Source organism: Massilia oculi, from assembly GCF_017582745.1.
Classification (GTDB): Bacteria; Pseudomonadota; Gammaproteobacteria; order Burkholderiales; family Burkholderiaceae_D; genus Telluria; species Telluria oculi_A.
Map to the genome: position 1 here is coordinate 1 of NZ_JAFVIM010000042.1, position 20,280 is coordinate 20,280.

Genomic DNA, 20,280 nt, shown 5'->3' on the forward strand with positions numbered 1-20,280 from the left:
CGGCTTGCTTGAGGATGGCGATGATCTGGCTGTCGGTAAAACGGGACGTCTTCATGTAGAGCTTTCTGTTCTTAAGTAGAAAATTCTACTTCTAAACGCGCTCTTTCTGTGGGGGGATTACCATGAGACCGTGAATAATTAGGGTCAGAGTAGAATTATTGAGCAATTTCTCACCAAATGGAATTAATTGGTGACAGAGTCGGCCTGACCAGCAATTACTCTCTCAACTGAATAATGAGGGTCAGAGTAGAATTAAAAGCAATTCTGGAGAATTGCTCAATAAATCTACTCTGACCCTCATGTTGGGGGCGGGTGGGACGCACGGGTGAAGATTTCGCTTGCGCGGCGTGGTGGGTGAGATAGAATGATGAATGAGAATCATTATCATCTGATGCCACCACCTTGCGTCGAGAGGAACGATATGTGCGACAAACACGCTTCGAACGTACCCTGCCCTGCTGACGGCACGCAGGGATCGCGCCGGCGGCGCGTGTGGGAGCTGTCCCATGCCTGCCATTGCCCGCTGGTCGGGGTCGGGTTGCCGCTCGGCGGCTTGCGCAAGCTGGTGGAGAAAGTGACGGGCGGGAAGGTGTTGCACGACGATTACGACATCCACGTCGGCACCGTCAGCGAGTGCGCGCTGCGCACGCCGGTCGCCGATGCGGTGCAGAAGGAACTCGAGCGCCGCTATGCGCAGCATGTCCAGCGCTTCCGCGTTGCCAAGACTACCGAGCAGGTCGAGGCCATGTGGGATGCCGCGGTGGCCGCCGGCGACGTCGCCGGGGCGTTCTGGGCCGGGCTGTCGCATCCGCGCTGCACCACCGCACTCGAAGAAAAGATGTGCCGCGATATCCATATGGTGCAGCATCAGGCCGGGGCCTGCGCGCGCGCCGACATCAACAAGTTCAATGCGGTCGTCGCCGACAACGCGCGCCTCGAACGCGAAGTGGCGCGACTGCAGGAGCGCTGCAATGCGCTGGGGCAGGAAAAGGCGGTCGAGTGCGACCGCCTCGAGAACCAGCTGCGCGCGGCGCGGGCCGCGACCATCGCGCGCGATGGCGACGTCCAGGCCTTGCGCGCCGAACTGGCGCGGCTGCAGGCAAGCATTCCCGACCTCGACACGCGCGAGCGCCTGGCCGAGCGCGTAGCGCAGATGGAGGCGCGCGAGCAGGCCCTGCGCGCGCAACTGGCCGAGCTGAAGGCGGCGCGTGCGCCCGCGCCGGCGCCGGAAGCCGAAACCGCACCCGCTCCGATCCAGGTGGCGCCGGTCGCGATGCCGGTGCGCCTGGAAAACCGCAGCGTGCTGTGCGTCGGAGGCCGCAGCAGCAGCGTGCCGATCTACCGCAATATGATCGAGCGCGTCGGCGCCCAGTTCGCCCACCACGACGGCGGCCTGGAAGACAGCAGCAGCCAGCTGGACGCCAGCCTGGCCGCGGCCGACCTCGTGATCTGCCAGACCGGCTGCATCAGCCACAGCGCCTACTGGCGCGTGAAGGACCATTGCAAGCGTCACGGCAAGCGCTGCGTCTTCGTCGACAACCCGAGCGTCTCGAGCCTGGTGCGCGGCCTGCAGGAAGCCGCCACCGAAGACACTCAAGCGAGCTAGGCGGCCAGCGCGCCGATCGCCGCCACCAGCCGGTCCAGCTGCGCCGTGGTCGTGAAATACGACGGCGTGACGCGGATGCAGCTGCCGCCGACCGGGCCTTCGCGCGCCACCGTGAAGATGCCGTGACGATCGAGCAGCGTGCGCGCCAGCGCCACGTTGTCCTCGAACGACGTCCGTCCTTTCAGGCGGAACGAGGTCACCGCGCCCGTCATGCCCGCATCGTCCGGCGTCAGCACCTGCACGCCCGGCAGCGCGCGCACCCTTGTCACCCAATAGTCGCGCAGCGCGCGCAGGTGCGCCGCGCGCGCCGCCGGCGGGATGCGCGCATGGAAGGCCAGCGCGCTTGGAATCGTCATCACCGCCGCCACGTTCAGGGTGCCGGCATTCACGCGCGCGCGGATGTCGGTCGGCGGATGCTCGGTATTGCCGCAATCGATGTCGATGTCCTGCAGCCGCCCCTCGCGCACATAGAGAAAACCCAGCCCGAGCGGCGCCCCGATCCACTTGTGCAGGTTGCCCCCGACGAAGTCCGCCCCCAGGTCGGGGATGCGGAAATCGAGCTGGCCGAACGATTGCGCGATGTCCACCACGACGTCGACGCCACGCTCACGGGCAATGCGCGCGATCTCCGCCACCGGCAGCACCAGGCCGGTGCGATGGTTGATGTGGGTGAGCAGCAGCAGCCGCGTACGCGGATGTCGCCGCAGCGCCTCGGCATAGGCGTCGATCACGTTCTGGCGCGTGGCCGGCTCGGGAATCGTCGCCGAAGCCAACTGGGCGCCGCGACGCCTGGCCAGTTCGCGCATGGCGTCCATCACCGTGCCGTAGTCCAGGTTGCAGATCATGACCGCCTCGCCCTCCTTGAGCAGCCGGTAGTTCAGGATGAGGTTCTGCAGCGACTCCACCGCGCTGCGCGTGATCGCGATCTCGCCGGGCGCGACGCCGGCATATGCCGCAAGCTGCGCGCGGATCGCCGTCATGTCTTCGCGGTCGAAGCGCGTGCGCAGGTAGTGCGTGTTATGGCGGTTCAGGTAGTCGAGATTGCGCTTGTAGTCTTCCAGCACCGGGCGCGCCATGATGCCGTAATAGGCGTTTTCCAGGTTGACGATGTCGCCGGCCACGTCGTAACTGGCGCCGAGGCCGGCATCATCGTCGGCGGCGGCCGCAGGCCAGGGCAGCGTCGCGCCCCCGAGGCTCAATCCTGCGGCGGTGCGCAGCAGCTTGCGGCGGCGATAGGCGATCGGTTTCATGGAGGCTCCCGCGAAAATGGATGTGCAGGAAAGTATAGGCAGGCCAGCGCGCCGCGCCTGCCCGCGGAATGATCACCCCATAAATGCCATTGATACCCCAGGTCGCCAGGGATGCCGCCGGGTTAGAATCGTCCACCCTCCACCACCGGACAATCGCCATGCTCAGCCGCGACATCGAGATCTTCCGCACCGTGATGACCTCGGGCTCCGCCACCCGCGCCGCGAAGGTGCTGGGGCTGTCGCAGCCGGCCGTCAGCATGGCGCTGCGCCGGCTCGAAGAACGCGCCGGCCTGGAACTGTTCCAGCGTCCCGGCGGCAAGCTGCAGCCTACCCAAGAGGCGCAGGCCCTGCTGGCCGAGGTCCAGCGCCACTTCGTCGGCATGGACGTGATCGAGCAGCGCATCCGCAGCCTGAAGCAGTTCGGCGCCGGCCGGGTGCGCATTGCCGCCTTTCCCGGCCTTGGCACCGGTTTCGTGCCGCGCGTGCTGGCCGACCTGGCAGCCGCCGGCACGCGCAGCATGGTGTCGCTGCAGGTGATGGGCTCGCAAGACGTGCGCAGCCAGGTGCTGCGCGACGAGGTGGAGCTGGGCATCGCGGCCCAGGACATCTCCACCGCCGGCGTCGAGCACGCGCTGCTCGCGCACTACTTCGGCGTGGTCGCCCTGCCCGCGGGGCACGCGCTGGCCCGCAACAGCGTGATCACGCCGAAGCAGCTGGCGCGCCATCCCTTCGTGGCCCTGCATCCGGACGATGCGGTGAGCCTGCGCCTGGATACAATCTGCCGCGCCCACGGAGTGCAGCTGCAGACGGCGGTCGAAACCTCGTACACATTCAGCCTCTGCGAACTGGTGCGCAACCGCATCGGCGTTGCCCTGGTCAATCCGGTCACGGCGGTCGACTACCTCGATGCCGGCCTGGTGTTCCGGCCGTTCTCGGAGCAGCTCGAGTTCACCGCCCTGACGATGTGGCCTGCCGGCCGGCCGCTGTCGCCCTTCGTGCGCCAGATGCTGGCCGCGATGCGTGCCCGGCTGCAGGCCGACATGGACCGGCTGCGCGCGACGATGCCGCCGGGCGCGGGCAAGGTGGCGCTGCACCAGTTCCAGCCGCTGGCGACGCCGGCGGCCGGGAGATAACACGAAACACAAAAGAAAAGGCGCTGTCATCGTTATCTGTTGATGACCTTGAATGCAATACGCAGCAATTGTTCGACAGAAGTGACCCTCCCACCATCGATCGCCCAATGCCAGCCCAGGTAGTTGGGCAACCAGCGCGACGCCACGCCATGGAAGCGCGCCAGCCATTCCTTGAAGCGCCGGTGGTAGGCATTGACGTTTTGCACATGGATGGCCCCTGCGGCGCCGTTGCGGACGCGTTTGCCGACACTGAGATTAACCGCCTGGTGGGCGATGCCATGGGCACGAGCGAAGGCGGGATAGGCTGCGTTGGCGTCGGTGACCAATAACGCTTGAGGATCGAGTTTCGGCAGCAGGTGCCTGACCAGCTGGGTCACTTTCAAGGCGCCGCGGCCGGTGACGGCATCGATGGTCTGTCCGCTGCGGTCGCGCGCCACCAGGATGCAGTCGAGGTGACGTGAAATGCCGCGCAGGGCGGCCCTGCCACCGCGCTTGCGCGGCTTCCGATCGAGCTTGCGCGCCCCCTTCTGCGATTCGAGCAGGAACATCTCGTCGGCCTCGACGATGCCGGCCAGGCGCTCGGGCCGGTCGTCCTTGACCCGGTCGAGAAAGCGGTGGCGCCAGCGAAACGTCGTGTTCGGGTGCACGCCGACCCGCTTGGCAGCAGAACGGACCGTGCGGGAATCGAGCACCGTTCCTAGGTAATCGAGCCACTTGTCCTTGTGCCTGAGCCGCGCCAGCGGCGTGCCGGTCAGGTCGTTGAAGGTGCGGCCGCACGCGCAGCAGCGAAAGCGTTGCAAGTCGTTGGCTTGGCCATGGCGGTGACAACGCTCGCAGCCGCAATCCGGGCAGCGGCGCTCCTTTGACCCGATCTCGCCGATGAGGGCGATCACTCGGTCGAGCCCGGCTGCCGGATGCAGGACGGCGAGCACCTGCTGGCGCTGCGGCTGGTTCAGTAGCGGCAACTGGTTGAACAGCTTCGCAAACTCCGGCGCTTTCATCGCGCGCTCCCGATCGATGACGACCGGGGTTGGACCGCGGGCCAGCTCAGCAGTTCAATGCTCATCCATATCTAACGGGTACAGCGCCAAAGAAAAAGGGCTACAAGCCTGAGCCTGTAACCCTTTATCCTGCAAATCTTGGTGCCGCTGACCGGAATCGAACTGGTGACCTTCGCATTACGAATGTGAAGTTCAATGTATATGGGACGATATTCAACTGTAGGGTTAAGGCAAATAAACCTTTATTTATCAGTCACTTATATGTTCTTATAGCAGTGCTTGTGTTGATTTCCCTAAAGCATTACACTGCCATTTGGGTTACACAGCGGTTACACAACACTCAGCTATATGGCAAAAATCAAATTCACTGCTGCACGGGTCGAGGGGTTCACTTGTCCAACCAGCAGCAAGCAGGCGTTCATGTGGGACGCCACTGCGCCATGCCTCGGCCTTCGCGTGGTCTCCAGCGGGGCCAAGGCTTACGTCTTCCAGGCCAAGCTCAACAATCAAACCATCCGCATGACGATCGGCTCACCGTCGACATGGGATATCGCCAGTGCCCAAGCAGAGGCGCGCCGGCTCAAGGTGCTGGTCGACAGCGGGCACGACCCGAGGGTGCAGAAAGCCGAGCTTGTCGCTGAGCAGGCAGCAAAGCGCGATGCCAACCGCCGCGCCGAGACGCCGGCACGCGAAGCATGGGATGCCTACATGGCGGCCCGGAAGACCCGTTGGAGCGCCCGCACCTTGCTCGACCACCAGCGGCTGGTCGATCCGGGTGGCCGTCAAAAGACCCGTGGGCGCAAAAAGCGGGAAGGAGAAACCACCTTGCCTGGCGTGCTTGTTTCCCTGCTCGCCCGCCCTCTACGTGACATCGACGCGGAATTTGTACGGAAATGGCTGAATGGTGAGAAGCACAGGTCTACCGTGGCGATGAACGCGTTCGTGCGCTTGCGCGCGTTCCTGAACTGGTGTGCCATGCGGGCCGAGTACAAAACCGAAGTCGTCAACAACGCATGCGCGTCAAGCGTGGCCAAGGATGAACTCCCCAAGCCTGCGGCGAAGTCGGATTGCCTCCAGCGCGAGCAATTGGCCCCGTGGTTCAAACAAGTCCGGGAAATCCAAAATCCTGTCGCCGGTGCGTACCTGCAAGCCCTCTTGCTGACGGGCGCGCGCCGTGAAGAAATGGCTGGGCTGCGCTGGACAGACGTGGACTTCAAGTGGGGCACAATGCTGTTGCAGGACAAGGTGGAAGCCAACCGGACGATTCCGTTGACCCCCTACGTGTCCGCGCTGCTGAACGCGCTGCCGCGCACCAATGAGTGGGTATTCAGCAGCCACACCGCTGCCAGCGGACGCATTCAAGAACCGCGCAAGTCCCACAACAATGCATTGGAAGCGGCCGAGCTGCCGCATGTGTCGATCCATGGACTGCGCCGCTCGTTTGGCACGCTGAGTGAGTGGGTAGAGTGCCCGGCCGGTGTGGTGGCCCAGATCATGGGCCACAAGCCCAGCGCCATCGCAGAGAAGCACTACATCCGCCGCCCGATCGATCTGCTGCGGATGTGGCACACGAAGATTGAGGTATGGATGCTGGAGCAGGCCGGCATCAAGTCCGAGGCTGCCACGCCAGCATTGCGCGTGGCAGCTTGACTCTGTTCTACTAGCTCTCGAAGCTCGGGGTGTAGAGGACGGTGTCCTTCTTGCGCCCTGGGCTGGTCGTCACCTTCCCTTGGCGAACCAGGGCATCAATCACTGCCTTGCGCTCCTGGGGGCGCGCCGCGCCGTACGGACGGCAACGGTCAACCAGCACGCCATCGGAAATTGGCTTCCCTTTGGTTTCCACATAGTGCTGGGTGATTTTCTTCACGACGGCGGCCTCCACCTTCGCGTGGGCGCTATCGAACAAGTTGGCGCGAATGTCGGCGATGAATGCCGCCGTCGACTTTTGCACGATGTTCAGCGCCTGCTTGAAGCAGGCTGCGCTGACCTCCTTGGCCCACGGATCTTCGGCAAGAGCCAGGGTCAGCGCGACGCGTCCAGTGTTCTCGACCAAGCGCGACATCATATTCCCTTCGAGCGCGTCCATGTTCGCGTTCCGGCGATTCACATTGTCTACCTGTGCATCGTGGAGGAGCAGCGTGGCCTCAGCCGAGTATGGGACCTTCACCGGGACGTAGCTGTCCGTCTCGACGCCCGTCAGGTTCGCCATTTTAGACACCGTCGCGCTATGTTGCGCCACGCGAGCTTGAACCGAATCGATCCATTCGCGGACCGCGTCGGGAAGCGGGGTCTCAGCATAGTCCAGGTTGGGCATGGGGATCGTGTCGGGCGCGCGGAAGACGAGCATGCGGGGCAGGAAACCGCTGCTGACGACGTTGCTGTCCATAGCGCCGTACAAAGTGGTCGCCGTCGTCGCACCGAAAATAGAGGGGCACGGGCTGAAGATGTCGATGCGGGGCTTGCCGCTTTCAACGGACTGGTTCGCGTACTCCTTGCCACGATACTTTTTACCGCCTTTCGTGTACAGCTCCATGAAGGCCGTTCCGATGCGTGCCATGTGGCTGGCGGCCCTCGGGTCAAAGACGCTCTTCAGGACTTCGCCGATCTCGTCGATAACGAAGAGGCTTGCTGGGTGGCGCTTCATGGCGGTCAAGACCCCCGTGTCGCTCGTCGGAACGCCTGCGAGTCGTTCCTGCTGATAGGCGCCAACTACCTGCACAACGGTGTCGATCGTGTTCTCCTTGCCGCAACCGGTGGGGCCAACCGCGACGCAGTAGAGATTGGTATGCGCTCCTGCCGCCCCGGTGAAATCGCGCGACAGGACGCTGCTGCACGCTGCCAGGGCGGTGCAGAGCGCGAAAGCTGGTTGCACAGTGCGGCCGTTCGTCCGGCACCATTCTGCGATGGATTGCATCACGGGCGGCAATTGGCCATAGCTGCCAGCGTGCGGGGTCGCGGTGTCAGTGCCGGCATCAAGCGCCATCGTCGCGCAATTCAGCAGGTGCTGACGCTCGTCCTCCGACAATTCGGTGCTTGCTGCATCCTTCGCGCCACGGCTCGACTTGCTCGCGCTGGCTGCGATATGCGCGACCTCATCGCGCCCCAGTGGCGGAACGCAGCGTTTTTCGTTTTCCCTCAGCAGAGCCGCTTCAATGGCGTCAGGCGACAGCCTAAGGGCGGCGAGATCGCCACCGAGCTTGAAGAGCGCATCGTTACGCCCGCCTTCGTTGACAGTGGACGTATTCGCCGCGTTAGACTGGTCGCGCTCGACGCGCGGGTATGACACGCTCGCTGCCCCGCTGAGCTGCTGCCACACAGCCAGCAGCAGCGCGGGCAGGACGGGGAGCTGCTTGTAATCGCCGGCACCACCCCACTCGTACGCCTTGCCAGTGTCGGGATGGATCGACGGTGGCAGAACGTCCTGGAAGCCTTCACCAGCTTCGCCTGCACAGCGGAACTCGACCATCATCGAACCGTCCGGGTTCTTGATCTTGTAGGTGTGCAGCAGTTGGATACCGTGTGGCATGCGGAACAGCAGCTTTGCACGGTTAGCCCGGCCGGACTTAATCTGGACTGCGTCATCCGCGTCGAGGTAGTCGTCGATATCGATACCCTTGTTGGCGAACCATGCCTGGGCACTCTGCAGGTCGTCGAAATCGATGGCGCAAGTCCTGGACAGCTTGTGGATCACCCCCAAGCCATGGTCGCCCGCTTTGTCTGGTTCGATCGGGTTATCTTGCCATGCTTTGTCTTTCGGGGCCTTGGTGCCCTTGGTGATGCGGCACAGCTTGAAACCGAACTCTGCGTACGACAGCGCAGCCGCGCGCGTGTTCTGGATGCGGAGAACGGCATCGGAGGCTGCGGCGAACGGCGACTGGCTGGTGGCCTCCGGCTGTTCGGCCAGATCCAGCGTGGATGCTGCGGGTTTGGCGGCCGGATTCTCAACCGGCTCGACCTCGTCAGGTTTGCTTGCGAGAACCTGATCGTCGGGCGAGTCAGTGTTTTCGTCGGGGACTGCCGAGGAAATCATCGGGAGTGCCTTGGTCAGCCAGATGGCCTTTTGGCCGTTCGAGTGGATCGAGCCAGGGCCAGGCGCGTAATCGACTTGCATGGTCGCGCCACCATTGAACTCGACTTCATTGAGCGACTCCTCGAGCGCAATGCTCAGGTAGATGAAGCGGCCGCCGTCGCCGGCCGTAACGTGGCCCAGGAGCACATACTGCACGCCAGCTTCATTCAGCGTCGCGAAGAATGCGATCATTTCCGATTCCTCGCGGCCGACCGCCATGATGACGAGCTTCGTGCCGGTGTCCAGAATTTCCTTGCCGGACGCGATCGCGTAATTGCAGTTCGGACGCTGCATGAACCAGTTGTCAATTTTGGCTGCCGACGTGGATGCGCTGAGGTGCGTTTCGCCGAAGCATGGGTGAGCGCCCACGGCCTTCTCGGCGTGCTCGTGTCCGCAATCGCACTCGCCATTCGTCACGCCGTGGATCGGGAAAACCGGCAAGCCGTGAGTAGCGCAGACGAGCGCCTCGTCACGGGCGGAGCTGGTTGCTTCGGGCGGCAGCATGTCCGCCATCTGGATCAGGCCAATCATGCTGCGCCCCCGTTCAGGAGCAAGCGGATCGTCGCAACCGACCACGCGAGGCGCCCGTTGACGCGCGTCGGGCGGAGCGGGCCATTCTCGTAGCTCGCCCAGCCGCGCAGCGTCTGCGGATTGCGGTTCAGCCAGAACGCGGCGCATGCGGTGCCGACATGGCTGCGAGTTTCGTGCTCGATCGAGGGGAAGGTCTTCGCCGTTTTTGGCTTGCTCGCGAAGGCGCTGGTTTGGACTTGCTGGTCTGCTTTGAGGGTCATTTTGAAGGATCTTTCCGCATCGCTGCGTGTGAATGATCCTTCAGTCTTTTCATCGCGCCTAGGTGGCGAAAATATGGCGGGAAAGTGGCGAAAGAATGGCGGAAAGGTGGCGGAACATTGGCCACCAGAACGTCAGAAGTGGTGGGAAAGTGGCGGTTTAATCCAACAGACCCGTCAGCCTGTACTCCTCCCCGCGAGACCGGGCTGGGAGGTTCTTCACAAGGACACGATGACAGCGTGCCAGATCCCAGTCGGATTCGCCCTGGCGCAAGAACCACATAGCCGCAAGGTATGGGTTGAACAGGCCCCGTCCCTGACGGGCTTCATGCAGGCCGTTTCGTGCAGCGCGCTCGCCCCATTTTTTCCATTGGCCTCCGGCGGGAAAGATTCTTTCTAGCGCCACAAGCGTAACTGGCTCGAACAAGCAGGCCAACGAACGATCCGCTGCGGACATAATGGCTTCGCTACGACGACCGCTGGCGATGGCGGAGCTAGATTCAATATGCTCGGCAGAAGAGAAACGGTCGTGAATTACCTGCGAGCTGTGTGCGCCATCCAGGCCTGCATCAAATGCGATAGTTGGGGAGCCTTCGTCGAGCGTACCCGTGCGTTCTCCTTCCACACCGGCGACATAGGCGAGCAGTTCCTCGACTGTCTCGCGGGGAACACGACACGTTTCGTCCGTGACACGAACAACTTCGTCAAACAGCGACACCCCACACTCGCCCATGAATTCGCCGTCGTGCCAGTTGCTGTCGGGCCACTTGGCATTCCACGCCTCCGAAGTATGGGCCGGCCTATCCATGGCCTTGCGTCGTGCCTTGACAGCAGACCAGTCGAGATAGCCCGGCTCACCAGGTTCGAGGGCGACCGAGCGAGTCAGGCATTCGCCATGAATCCATAGATCCTTGATCTGCGGGGTCGAGAGCACAGTCAGCCGCCGGCCAGGGTATGGCAGCTGTGCGCCGACAAAACCATCTTCACCTGCGGCGATTACAGGGCGCGCCGTGTCAGGAGCGATTCCCCGCAGCGGCAGAAAAAGTTCGACTACGAGATGGAAAAAGCCAGCCCGCGACCAAGTTCGGGCCGTTTTGCTGGACAGGTCATTCAGGGCCTCAATCAAGGTAAGCGACGTAGGGATGTCCATATAGCTCGTAGTTGTGTCGTGGCGGCGGTAGACTAGTTTTGGGGCTCGGTCGACCTAGAGGCCGGCACGAGACCGCGAGTGGGCTGCACTATAATCATGATCGTTCGAGAGCGTCAACAGTTCGCAGCTCCGGGATGATCCAGTAACATCCGCGCCAGATGTGGATGTTCAGGAGGTCCTAAGACCCGCATGAATGCTGGCTCTTAGGGCTTTTTTGTTCGAACATCCATACATCGGGGAGACCTATATGTAAGTGGGCTACGACTGTAGCGTTTTCGGTAGAAGGTGGGGGTAGGAGAAGAGGAGAATTTATATAGATAATTCTTCTATAACCCAGTATTCATGCGGGTTTCAGCCTTCTCCTATTTTTGGAGAATGTAGCAGGAAGGTAGGCATAGGAACTGGCCTTAGCAAGTTAGTGCTCACTAACAAACGTGACCATGGGGACCGTCCTTTGCTTCACCTTGCCCTCGCGCGCGTGCGCAATCAGTCAAGCAAATTAGTATTCATAAAATAGAGGCAACCGGTAGACGGTCTTCGGTGTTCGTGTCGCGGGCGATCCGCCCTCGACAATCATTCCGTCACCAATACAAAGACCTCCTCCCGCTTTGAAGGTCCGACGCCACTACCAAGGGAACTAGAGGCAAAACAAGCCGCCGGCAGCTGGTGACGTCGACCTAACGGCCAGCGTCTGTTACAAGGCCGCTATCAACGTCCTGTGCTGGATGTACGAGCGAGCACAGGCTTTCGCGCCGTCCTCCGCCTGGTCCATTGGACGCTCTAGAGGCAATGTGGCGAGGTCAGGGTAGCGGACTGCTTACCAATGCCGCGTTCGCGACCAACAGTGTCGACCGCGCGATCGTATGCGCGCCTGACTGGATAAACGACGCCTTCTCAGTCAAGGAAACCGTTCTCGCCAGTCTCAAGCTGCGCATTGCTTCGGTCGTCGTCCGTTGAAGTAAATCTGCCACCATCCCTTTCTGATTATTTCAAGAGTGTAGACCGTCCTCCCTGTCGTCTACGCGTGGCAAATTTGGCCGAAAGATCAGGCAGCAGTTGCGTCAAGCTTTACGATAGAGTGTTCACTCGGTTGCACTGCAACAAATTATCTCCTAACATACACTTTCATGATGCTTTTAATGCAACTTTTTAAGGAGTGTCGCTGTGCGTCCTTTGCCCTATGCCCCTGATGTAGAAACGGTTTCTGAAGACGAAGCACACCTCACAGACCAGATCGTCGAACAGATGGCGGCCGCCAACCGCTGCGCGTTCGAGCGCCACCGTCACGCAGTCCGCGACGCCCATGCCAAGTCCAATGGCCTGCTGATTGGCGAACTAGCGGTGCATGCGAATTTGCCGCCCGAGCTGCGCCAGGGGATTTTCGCCGAGGCGCGCAGCTACCACGTTGTCGCGCGCCTATCCTCGGCACCCGGCGACATCCACTCCGACAAGATTCCGGCACCGCGCGGCTTTGCGCTCAAGGTGATGGGCGTGGAGGGCGAGCGCCTGTCGCCCGGCATTGCTGGCGCCAACCAAGACTTCCTGATGGTGAACTTTCCGGTGCTCGCCTTCGGCACCATCCCCAAGTACAAGCAGATGCTAGCGCTGCTCGAAGCCAATTCACATGCGCCGGATACCTTCCAACGGCTGGTGGCTGGCACCGCGCGTGGCGCGAAAGAGCTAGTGCAGGCACTGGGTATGGAACCAGGCGCAACGCTCGAAGGATTGGCGCGCGATAATTACCATCCGCTCGGCGAGACTTACCACACGCAGGCGGCGATCCGCTTTGGCGACTACATTGCCAAGCTCGCGCTCGCGCCCAAGTCTGCGGAGGTGCGTACGTTAACAGGGCAGCCTCTGACAGAGGTGCATGATGCCTGCATGCGCGACGCCGTCAGCGCCTTCTTTGCCGAGCATGGCGCCGAATACGAACTGTCGGCGCAGTTGTGCGTCGATCTGGCGGCGATGCCGGTCGAAGACGCCGCCGTACGATGGAGCGAGGCGCGTTCGCCACACTGCCCTATCGCCACGCTGCGCTTCCCTCCGCAACCGACGGCGACGCCGCAGCGCCAAGTGTATGGCGACGATGTCCTTTCCTTCAACCCCTGGAACGGCATCGAGGCACACCGGCCGCTGGGCGGCATCATGCGCATCCGGCGCGCGGCCTATGAGCGTTCGAGCGCATATCGCCACACGATGAACGCGCGGCCGCGCACGGAGCCATCGCAGCCTTCCGACATTCCCGATTGAGGAGCCAGAACCATGACCGAGAAAACCACCGACCCGCGCCTGGACGACGAAACCTGGCTGCAGGAAGTCAGGCGCCGCATCGACGCGGTGGCGCACGACGCGCCGCATCTTGCGAAGATCGCGCTGGAAGCGATGGTGCGAAAGCACAATCCCGACCTGAAGGGCAGCGCCAGGTCGGCCGGGCGCGCCGGCAAGCAATCCGGCAACGTGTCCGAGCTGACCGCCATCGCGCAGCTCAAGCCGGGCGGCGCCGACCGCCTGCGCCGCATTTTCGATCTCACCAACGGCAATATGGACGGCGCCCAACGCGTCTCCACCTTGCACGACATGCGTTTCGTCTTCTTCGACAACGACACCCGCATCCTGTTCGCCACCACCTATGACGGCGACTGGGACAGCTACATCAACGATTTCGCGACCAAGATCCCGGAACTGATGGACCTGCTGTTCGCGAACGTGGAAGGCTGGCCCGGCATCGCCAGTCCGCAAGTGAAGGACTTCATCGCCTCGCACCAGATCGACGCCGCCGGCTGGTTCGTCGCCAATCCGCAGGTGACAGTGGTCGACACCCGCCGCTACCAGCGCATGGAAAAGGCGCTGGATGCCTTCTTCGACGCCATGGCCGCGCATCCGCCCGCAGACGAGACGACGCGCAAGGCGCTCGATACGCTCACGGCCGCGATCTCGCAGCCGGAAGGGGTGGATTACTGACATGAGCCTGCTCACCGATCTGAAGGCGCGCTTCCGGCGCGAACGGGTCACGCTGGCCCTGGACGACATCCAGGCCCTGATCCTGCGCTCGCGCCCCGAACCCTATGTCGGCATCCACGCGATGCTGCATATCGACGAGGCGGAAGGAGGACGGGACCTTGTGCGCCGCCTAGCCGCCCACATCCCCTCCGCGGCTGGCTGGACCGACGACCGCGAAGCCTGGATTGGCGCGGCGCTCAGTTTCCAGGGCCTGAAGGCGCTGGGCCTACCGGAATCCTCGCTGAAGAGTTTTCCCCTGCCCTTCCAGCAAGGCATGGCGGCACGCGCCGAACAACTGCGCGACATCGGCGGCAATGCGCCCGAACACTGGGACGAGGCCTTCCGCCCCGGCGCCTGCCACCTCGCGCTGACGATCTACGCGCGCGACGAGGCCGCGCTCGACGTCGCACGCGCCAAGGCCATGGGCGAACTGGCGCGCTCGCACGGCGTGACCCTGGTCGGCACCCATGCCTTCGGCGCCGATGCCGACGCCAAGAATCCCTTCGGCTTCCGCGATTCGATTTCGCAGCCGGCAGTCGCCGGCAGCGGCGTCGATCCGGTGCCGGGCCAGGAGCGTGCGATCGCGGCCGGCGAATTCATCCTCGGCGAAGACAGCGAGAACGGGGCGCCGGTGGCGATGCCCGATCCGCCTGAACTGGGGCGCAACGGCTCCTTCGTGGTGCTGCGCAAGTACGCCAGCCAGGTCGGCGCCTTCAATGATTTCGTGCGCAGCCATGCCTCCGGCGAACAGGAGGAAGAGCTGCTTGCTGCTAAGCTGGTCGGCCGCTGGCGTAGCGGGGCGCCACTGATCCTGGCGCCGGGGCGCGACGATCCGGCACTGGGCGCCGACCCGAACCGCAACAACGATTTCGATTTTTCGACGGATCCGCGCGGCCTGGTCTGCCCGCATGCGTCCCACATGCGGCGCCTGAATCCGCGCGACAGCAGGCTAACGATCCTGACCGATGTGAACATCCACCGCATTATCCGGCGGTCCTCGACCTTCGGCCCCAAATGGAGTCGCGAGGTAACGGCGGCAGACGATGCACGGAGTGAACGCGGCATCTTCTTCATCTTCATCAGTGCACGCGCCTATGACACCATCGAGTTTCTTCAACAGGAATGGATCAACCGCGGCAATTTCATCGACTTGGGCACGGAGCGCGACGCTATCGTCGGCCTGCACGAGACGCCTGGCAGTTTCACGCTGCCACAGTCGCCAGTGCGGCGCCGGTTGGACGGCGTGACTACTTTCAACCAGCTCAAGGGCGGCGAGTACCTGTTCATGCCCTCGCTGGCAGCGCTACGCTGGATCGGCGAGGCCGGTTGGGCACGTTAATAATCTGCGGAACAGGAAGCTGTAACCGTTGGCCCGCAGGCGTAGGAAGACTGCTTCACGGATGCGCCGCCAACCGTCGGCTTGCAGCCACTCTTGAAGAGGATTCTAGTGAATACCTCGAATTTAAACTCCATACACTAGAGAACCCGATAATATGGTTTCTAATGTCGAAGAAGAACGAATGCGTCCTGAGCGAGAGCTTGGGCTGGTAGTACAGGCGGAATTCTTCGTGTTCGATGGCTTGCCACAGGGCGGTTTCCATGTCCAGCCGATGCTCGACCTAGCGCGCCATGGAACTGTCGAAGAACTGCCAGCCGTTGCGCCCGGCGGCCTTAGCGCGGTACAGGGCGGTGTCGGCGTTGCGCACCAGGGCATGGTAATCCAGCCCGTCCTGTGGGAACAGGGCAATGCCCATGCTGAGCGTCAGGTACAGCTCGCGCCCCTCGACCGCGATCTTGCGCCGCAATGCTGTCCATATCGCCTACACTGCCCACGAGGCATGTCATGCATGGATGCACATGAAATCTCAGGGTTGCGTATGGATGAACGAGAAGATGACGAATCAAATGGTCGCCAGTTGGTTGCCGTCGTAGTCAGTAAAGAGTTCGGGCATCTCCGCTACTAGCTTGCGAAGTAACGGAGCGAGAGACCGGCTGCGGTCGCTTAAGAGAAAGTGCAAATCCTCTCGTTCCGGATGCTTTTCTAAGGCAATGTCAGCTGCAGACTGATCCCGATTGAAAGTGCGGGCCGAGGCGTTGGCTCCCAGCACAAGCAGTGCGCCGATCACGCGAGGGCTCGCGCCGTGCCACGCTGCCTGGTGCAAAGGGGTGTAGCCCTTGGCACTGATGGAGTTCACCAGATGGGGTTGGCTTTCCAAATGACGCAGGAGCTCGGGCCACTCTCCCTTATAAGCCAGTTCTACTACGTCTGCGGTCATTTTTCCCTCTCGCCATACTAAAGATACGTCATGAATATCTCATGCGCGGTACCTCAAATTTCATCATCCGCGGGGTGGTCGTCCCGACTTTACGCCAGCAAGGAGACCACCGCCGCCTACGGACTCAAAGGCCGTTCACTCTTCAAATGAACGGTTCTTGAATTTCAACTGGTCGCAGTTTTCACGCACAGCCCGCTGGACACTTTCGTCGAACCCGCTCGGCAATTCGGCCTCGATCTCAACAGCTATACGTAGTTTAACGCCCGGCTTGTTCAACAGCATCAGTACCTCTTCAGCCACATCTGAAAACTGCAATTTTGCTTGGTTCGGATTGAGCTCTACCGAACCGAAAAACATGCGCTTCTTAGCCGATGCGCTCGATCCGCCTGGACCCGACCCAGCGGCACTTGTCGTCGAGCCGGACGCCGAGGCTCCCTCCGCCTTAGATGTGGCGGCGCCGCTCGGCGTCGGTTGTCCCTCGACGCTAGCCGCCCCAGCCGCTTCGCCTTTGGCTTTCGCCTCACGCTCGGCCGCCTCCTCTGCAAGCCGCGCGGCAAAGATCGACGACGCATTGGGATCGATTAGCAAAAGCGACTCGTCGAAAATTGGGGTCGTGTTCTCTCCGAAGTGGAACCCCTGATAGCGCTCTTCCTCGACCCCATATGCGATGCCGAAGAAATCGCGCGATGAGAGGCCCGCGGCGATCGTCGAGCGGATAGTGTCGGAGTCGCGCAGCCGCGGCAGATACAGATAGCAGCACGTCTTCTGCCACACATCCAACGCGCCGGCGGTCGGCGTGTCGTCCTTCCAGAACCAGGTCTGGAGCATTTTGGCCAAGTGAATCGGGGCCCACTCGTTGATGAGCAGCTCGTTCTCTTTAAGCACACGCTCAATCTCTTCCACGCGATTGATGACCGTTTTTGCCGTCGACATGTTGGTCAGGTTTTGCCCGATGAGGCGGATCGCCGTGTTCGACCCGTTGACGGTCAGTTCGCCGTAGTGTTCGCCAGGAACGGCGGATCCAAAAGCGCCTAGAAATCGTTGTTCGTTTATGTGCTTGGCGCCAGGCGCCTCCTCCAAGTTATTATGTGCTGAACATCATACCTAGGCTACCAGCCTGTTGAGGCGCAGTCAGCCTGAGGGAGGCAGCCGCCTGCCCTGCTGGGTAAATTCCACGTCAAGGACTCGCGGCACCTTCAGCTCGTTAAAGGCGGTGGTGCGCAGAACGTGCGAGCGGTGGAAGCCTTCACGCGAGGGGGGACCTGCCGGGGGGGCCAAAGCCATGGCCCCCGTCTCGCGCGTCCATATAGGTCGGGCCCTCAAAATTTTTTTTGGCGCGCCCTAGGAAAGAATCAGCTGGTCTGAGGAAGACAAGCACTTCGCTTAGCGTCAGCGGTTAGGCGCGCGCCGTGGGCGCCGAACGCAAGACCACCAGACTGCCTCGATGCAGCTGGCAATAGCGCGATGCTTTCTTATTTGCGTCGATTTCTTGTGCCTGTTCGTCATGCCGCTGATTTCATCACTTCTAATGCTGCTTGAGCGTTACCGTCAGCCAGCACGAGTGCCGGCAGTCCGCGAACTATTTTCATCGTCTCCAAGCTAACCGTGACAACCCGCTGGAACAGTTGAAGCGGATACTTCGAGTCGTATACAGTTTCGTTCGCCCAATCGTTGGCGTCGTTGACGATGCCGCTGTCCTTGTCGGTCTTTATGCCTTGGCGCTCGACTACCCAATCAAGCGCTGGCTTGCCGTTAACGACATACTCATAGGCCTCCATTGGGATACCGGTCAAGGTGATTCTGTCGTTGTAGTGCAGGGTCGTCAGGTCCTTGTCCTTTCCTTTTCTGCCGTAGCGCATCTTCTCGACACGATAGTCGGCATCGGTGAGCTTCTTGCCTAAGCTGTCGATCTTCAGCGGGTAGGGCTCAACGCTTTCATAGTTCAGGTGCAGCTCGGCTAGTTTGCGGCCGGCGCGGGAGAACGCCCAGAAGTCGGCCGCGGTCTTGACGCACGGGATACGCGGCAGCTCCTTGCCCAAGTTGTCTGCGAAGCGTTCGCGGTAGTCGGGCGAGTGCAAAAGGCCGTAGACGTAATAGAAGATATCTTCGCGACTGATCGTCTCGCTAGGGTAGGCGGATTGGAAGTGCGCCAGGCCCTCGGCTGTGATGGCGTCGCGGCGCCTGTTTGCAGAGGTTAGAGCCGACGGTCCTGCTTCATCAAATAATGTGGACTGCTCAGGGATGGCCTCTTTGGCCTCAGGTTCGGGATCGTCATACAGGTACAGCGGGAAGTACTGAGAGCCCACCATGTCCACTGCGTGCAGGCTCGTCACATGGTCGCTGATGAACACCGAATAACCGCTGCGAGAAGCTGATGCAGACACGCCGATCACCACGTTCTTGGCTTTTGGATCCGGGAAGAAGCGCGGCATCTGGTAAACCATCTCGTTGAATCGGCGATTGAAATACAGCCACTGTTTATTGAACGGTCGATACAGGCCGGGAACGATACAGGTACTGTCGTATGCAAAGCGCTTGTCTTTAGCCAGCTCTTGTTTCAATGAACGGGTCCAGGCAATTTGTGTCGCATCGGGATTGATGAAATCATCCAGCATGGCTTCGCGCTGTTTCTTATCGCACCCTGGGTGCTTCTGAGTCAAGCGCGTCGCCTCTGCGTTATAAAAGGTAATCATCCGCGTCATGTTGGACGCCAGGGCCTTCTTCGAAGCGTTGTAGCACCAAGCATCGCGGTTAGTAACCACACCCAGAGAGAAGTTCTCGAACAACTTGGGGCCGTCGCCTTTCTTGTCGCCAAGCACGATGTGCTCTAGGAAGCCGTCGTCCCGCTGCTTCAGCCAGTCGCCATGGGCGTCCGGGGTGATGGTCTGCCAACCCTGCGAAGCTGTGATGCCGGCAATGCTGCCCAAGGACTCGATTTTGGCTAGTTTCTCCTCCCTGCTTAGGTAGTCGCCGATGTCGCAGAAGCTGATTTTCCCGTGCTCCTTTGCAGACGGGTTTTTCACCAAGAGCGAGATGGCGATTGGAGCGCGGCTACCACTTCCAAAAATCTTGCCGCCCTCTCTACGGGATAGTTCGCCTGCCGTGCGCTGATTGCCGCGCAGGTGAAAGACGTAGATGCTGCTGAACTCGTCGGCCAAGCACCGGCGCAGCCCGTCGAATGTTGCGGTGTCTAGGAAACTGGCATTGGTCACAAACCCGATAACGCCACTTTCACCGACCCGATCGCTAGCCCATCGGATAGCTCGGATGTAGCTGTCGTACAGCCCCTTTGCCAGGATCGCATCGGAGCGCTCGGCGTAGGTCGAGCGGATGCGTGCGTCCAGATGTGGGTATGCAAGGTTGTCGTTATTGTCGTTCTCGCTGCGCTGACCGACCGAGTAAGGCGGGTTGCCCAAGATGACGCGGATGTCCAGCTTCTTCTGCCGCATGCGTCGTGCGCTGTTGTCCACCAGCAGCGCGTCGACCAGGTCGTCCTTCTCATACATTTGAAAAGTGTCGGTCAGGCAGATGCCCTCGAAGGGTTGGTAGCTGCCGCCCACGATGCCGTGATAGACCGCCTCGATGTTGATGGCAGCGATGTAATAGGCCAGCAGCACCAGCTCGTTGGCGTGGATTTCATGCTTGTACTTGTGCGGCAGATGCTGGGGCGCGATAAGGCCGCTCTGCAACAACCGGGTGATGAAGGTGCCGGTCCCGGTGAACGGGTCGATGATATGCACGCCCTCGCTGCCCAGTGTCTGCCCGAATTCGGTCTTCAGGATGTGTGCGACGCTGTGGATGATGAAGTCCACCACCTCCACCGGTGTATAGACGATGCCCAGCCGCTCGGTCATCTTGGGGAAGGCATTGCGGAAGAACTTGTCGGGTAATCCCCCCATTTTTAGAGCACGCTAAAAGTAGAGGTTAAGCGGCGAGCGCCAATTTCTGTTTTGGCGTAATACCGCCGAGCGCCATGTTAGGCCGGTCGTGATTGTAGGTCCACAACC

15 protein-coding genes are annotated in these 20,280 nt (G+C 61.5%); 6 read left to right on the forward strand and 9 right to left on the reverse strand.

Annotated elements, in window-relative coordinates:
* Positions 1-421 precede the first annotated feature (421 nt).
* Positions 422-1,606 (forward strand): DUF2325 domain-containing protein, encoded by a 1,185-nt coding sequence (locus J3U95_RS27035; RefSeq protein ID WP_208281601.1) that lies wholly within the window; start codon positions 422-424, stop codon positions 1,604-1,606.
* On the opposite strand, the gene J3U95_RS27040 is transcribed toward J3U95_RS27035, so the two are convergent.
* Positions 1,603-2,856 (reverse strand): aminotransferase class V-fold PLP-dependent enzyme, encoded by a 1,254-nt coding sequence (locus tag J3U95_RS27040; RefSeq protein WP_208281602.1) that lies wholly within the window; start codon positions 2,854-2,856, stop codon positions 1,603-1,605. The two genes, J3U95_RS27035 and J3U95_RS27040, sit on opposite strands and share 4 nt — an antisense overlap.
* A gap of 158 nt (positions 2,857-3,014) precedes the next feature.
* Between J3U95_RS27040 and J3U95_RS27045 the strand changes: the two genes are divergently transcribed.
* The gene (locus tag J3U95_RS27045; RefSeq protein ID WP_208281603.1) at positions 3,015-3,989 is read left to right on the forward strand and encodes a LysR substrate-binding domain-containing protein; all 975 of its coding nucleotides are present in this window, start codon (positions 3,015-3,017) and stop codon (positions 3,987-3,989) included.
* A 32-nt stretch (positions 3,990-4,021) separates the two neighbouring features.
* Here J3U95_RS27045 and J3U95_RS27050 read toward each other — a convergent pair whose 3' ends face one another.
* Positions 4,022-4,990, reverse strand: coding sequence for an IS1595 family transposase (locus J3U95_RS27050; protein ID WP_208281604.1), 969 nt, complete (start codon positions 4,988-4,990; stop codon positions 4,022-4,024).
* A 348-nt stretch (positions 4,991-5,338) separates the two neighbouring features.
* On the opposite strand from J3U95_RS27050, the gene J3U95_RS27055 reads away from it, so the two are divergent.
* Complete coding sequence (locus tag J3U95_RS27055; RefSeq protein ID WP_208281605.1) at positions 5,339-6,640, forward strand: tyrosine-type recombinase/integrase; 1,302 nt, start codon at positions 5,339-5,341, stop codon at positions 6,638-6,640.
* 10 nt (positions 6,641-6,650) lie between these two features.
* Here J3U95_RS27055 and J3U95_RS27060 read toward each other — a convergent pair whose 3' ends face one another.
* The 3 genes from J3U95_RS27060 to J3U95_RS27070 all read right to left on the reverse strand — a co-directional run bounded on the left by J3U95_RS27060 (position 6,651) and on the right by J3U95_RS27070 (position 10,997).
* Positions 6,651-9,590 carry a bifunctional DNA primase/polymerase gene (locus J3U95_RS27060; protein ID WP_184237195.1) on the reverse strand — a complete coding sequence of 980 codons (2,940 nt, stop codon included), beginning with the start codon at positions 9,588-9,590 and terminating at the stop codon, positions 6,651-6,653.
* Positions 9,587-9,850, reverse strand: a complete 264-nt coding sequence (locus J3U95_RS27065; RefSeq protein ID WP_221434619.1) for a DNA-binding protein — start codon at positions 9,848-9,850, stop codon at positions 9,587-9,589. Before J3U95_RS27065 ends, J3U95_RS27060 begins: the two co-directional genes overlap by 4 nt.
* Before the next feature lie 157 nt (positions 9,851-10,007).
* A complete protein-coding gene (locus tag J3U95_RS27070; protein WP_208281606.1) occupies positions 10,008-10,997 on the reverse strand; it encodes a hypothetical protein in 990 nt (329 codons plus the stop codon).
* 1,164 nt (positions 10,998-12,161) lie between these two features.
* On the opposite strand from J3U95_RS27070, the gene J3U95_RS27075 reads away from it, so the two are divergent.
* From J3U95_RS27075 to J3U95_RS27085, 3 genes are read left to right on the forward strand one after another with little or no spacing between them, the layout of a single operon-like run.
* Positions 12,162-13,247, forward strand: coding sequence for a catalase family protein (locus J3U95_RS27075; RefSeq protein WP_184237189.1), 1,086 nt, complete (start codon positions 12,162-12,164; stop codon positions 13,245-13,247).
* Positions 13,248-13,259: 12 nt separating this feature from the next.
* Positions 13,260-13,958, forward strand: a complete 699-nt coding sequence (locus tag J3U95_RS27080) for a hypothetical protein (RefSeq protein ID WP_147936201.1) — start codon at positions 13,260-13,262, stop codon at positions 13,956-13,958.
* 1 nt (position 13,959) lies between these two features.
* The gene (locus J3U95_RS27085) at positions 13,960-15,336 is read left to right on the forward strand and encodes a Dyp-type peroxidase (protein ID WP_147936200.1); all 1,377 of its coding nucleotides are present in this window, start codon (positions 13,960-13,962) and stop codon (positions 15,334-15,336) included.
* Between the two features lie 280 nt (positions 15,337-15,616).
* Here J3U95_RS27085 and J3U95_RS27090 read toward each other — a convergent pair whose 3' ends face one another.
* The 4 genes from J3U95_RS27090 to J3U95_RS27105 all read right to left on the reverse strand — a co-directional run bounded on the left by J3U95_RS27090 (position 15,617) and on the right by J3U95_RS27105 (position 20,172).
* The gene (locus J3U95_RS27090; protein WP_184237186.1) at positions 15,617-15,802 is read right to left on the reverse strand and encodes a diguanylate cyclase domain-containing protein; all 186 of its coding nucleotides are present in this window, start codon (positions 15,800-15,802) and stop codon (positions 15,617-15,619) included.
* A 96-nt stretch (positions 15,803-15,898) separates the two neighbouring features.
* Positions 15,899-16,273, reverse strand: a complete 375-nt coding sequence (locus J3U95_RS27095) for a hypothetical protein (protein WP_147936198.1) — start codon at positions 16,271-16,273, stop codon at positions 15,899-15,901.
* 135 nt (positions 16,274-16,408) lie between these two features.
* Positions 16,409-17,353 (reverse strand): hypothetical protein, encoded by a 945-nt coding sequence (locus J3U95_RS27100; protein WP_147936197.1) that lies wholly within the window; start codon positions 17,351-17,353, stop codon positions 16,409-16,411.
* A gap of 422 nt (positions 17,354-17,775) precedes the next feature.
* Entirely contained in the window at positions 17,776-20,172 is a 2,397-nt protein-coding gene (locus J3U95_RS27105) for a type ISP restriction/modification enzyme (protein WP_208281607.1), read from the reverse strand.
* Positions 20,173-20,280: the final 108 nt, after the last annotated feature.

Excerpts from the sequence above, each read along its gene's own strand:
- J3U95_RS27035 (WP_208281601.1), top strand. The coding sequence starts at position 422 with ATGTGCGACAAACACGCTTCGAACGTACCCTGCCCTGCTGACGGCACG.
- J3U95_RS27040 (WP_208281602.1), bottom strand. The coding sequence starts at position 2,856 with ATGAAACCGATCGCCTATCGCCGCCGCAAGCTGCTGCGCACCGCCGCA.
- J3U95_RS27045 (WP_208281603.1), top strand. The coding sequence starts at position 3,015 with ATGCTCAGCCGCGACATCGAGATCTTCCGCACCGTGATGACCTCGGGC.
- J3U95_RS27050 (WP_208281604.1), bottom strand. The coding sequence starts at position 4,990 with ATGAAAGCGCCGGAGTTTGCGAAGCTGTTCAACCAGTTGCCGCTACTG.
- J3U95_RS27055 (WP_208281605.1), top strand. The coding sequence starts at position 5,339 with ATGGCAAAAATCAAATTCACTGCTGCACGGGTCGAGGGGTTCACTTGT.
- J3U95_RS27060 (WP_184237195.1), bottom strand. The coding sequence starts at position 9,590 with ATGATTGGCCTGATCCAGATGGCGGACATGCTGCCGCCCGAAGCAACC.
- J3U95_RS27065 (WP_221434619.1), bottom strand. The coding sequence starts at position 9,850 with ATGACCCTCAAAGCAGACCAGCAAGTCCAAACCAGCGCCTTCGCGAGC.
- J3U95_RS27070 (WP_208281606.1), bottom strand. The coding sequence starts at position 10,997 with ATGGACATCCCTACGTCGCTTACCTTGATTGAGGCCCTGAATGACCTG.
- J3U95_RS27080 (WP_147936201.1), top strand. The coding sequence starts at position 13,260 with ATGACCGAGAAAACCACCGACCCGCGCCTGGACGACGAAACCTGGCTG.
- J3U95_RS27085 (WP_147936200.1), top strand. The coding sequence starts at position 13,960 with ATGAGCCTGCTCACCGATCTGAAGGCGCGCTTCCGGCGCGAACGGGTC.
- J3U95_RS27095 (WP_147936198.1), bottom strand. The coding sequence starts at position 16,273 with ATGACCGCAGACGTAGTAGAACTGGCTTATAAGGGAGAGTGGCCCGAG.
- J3U95_RS27105 (WP_208281607.1), bottom strand. The coding sequence starts at position 20,172 with ATGGGGGGATTACCCGACAAGTTCTTCCGCAATGCCTTCCCCAAGATG.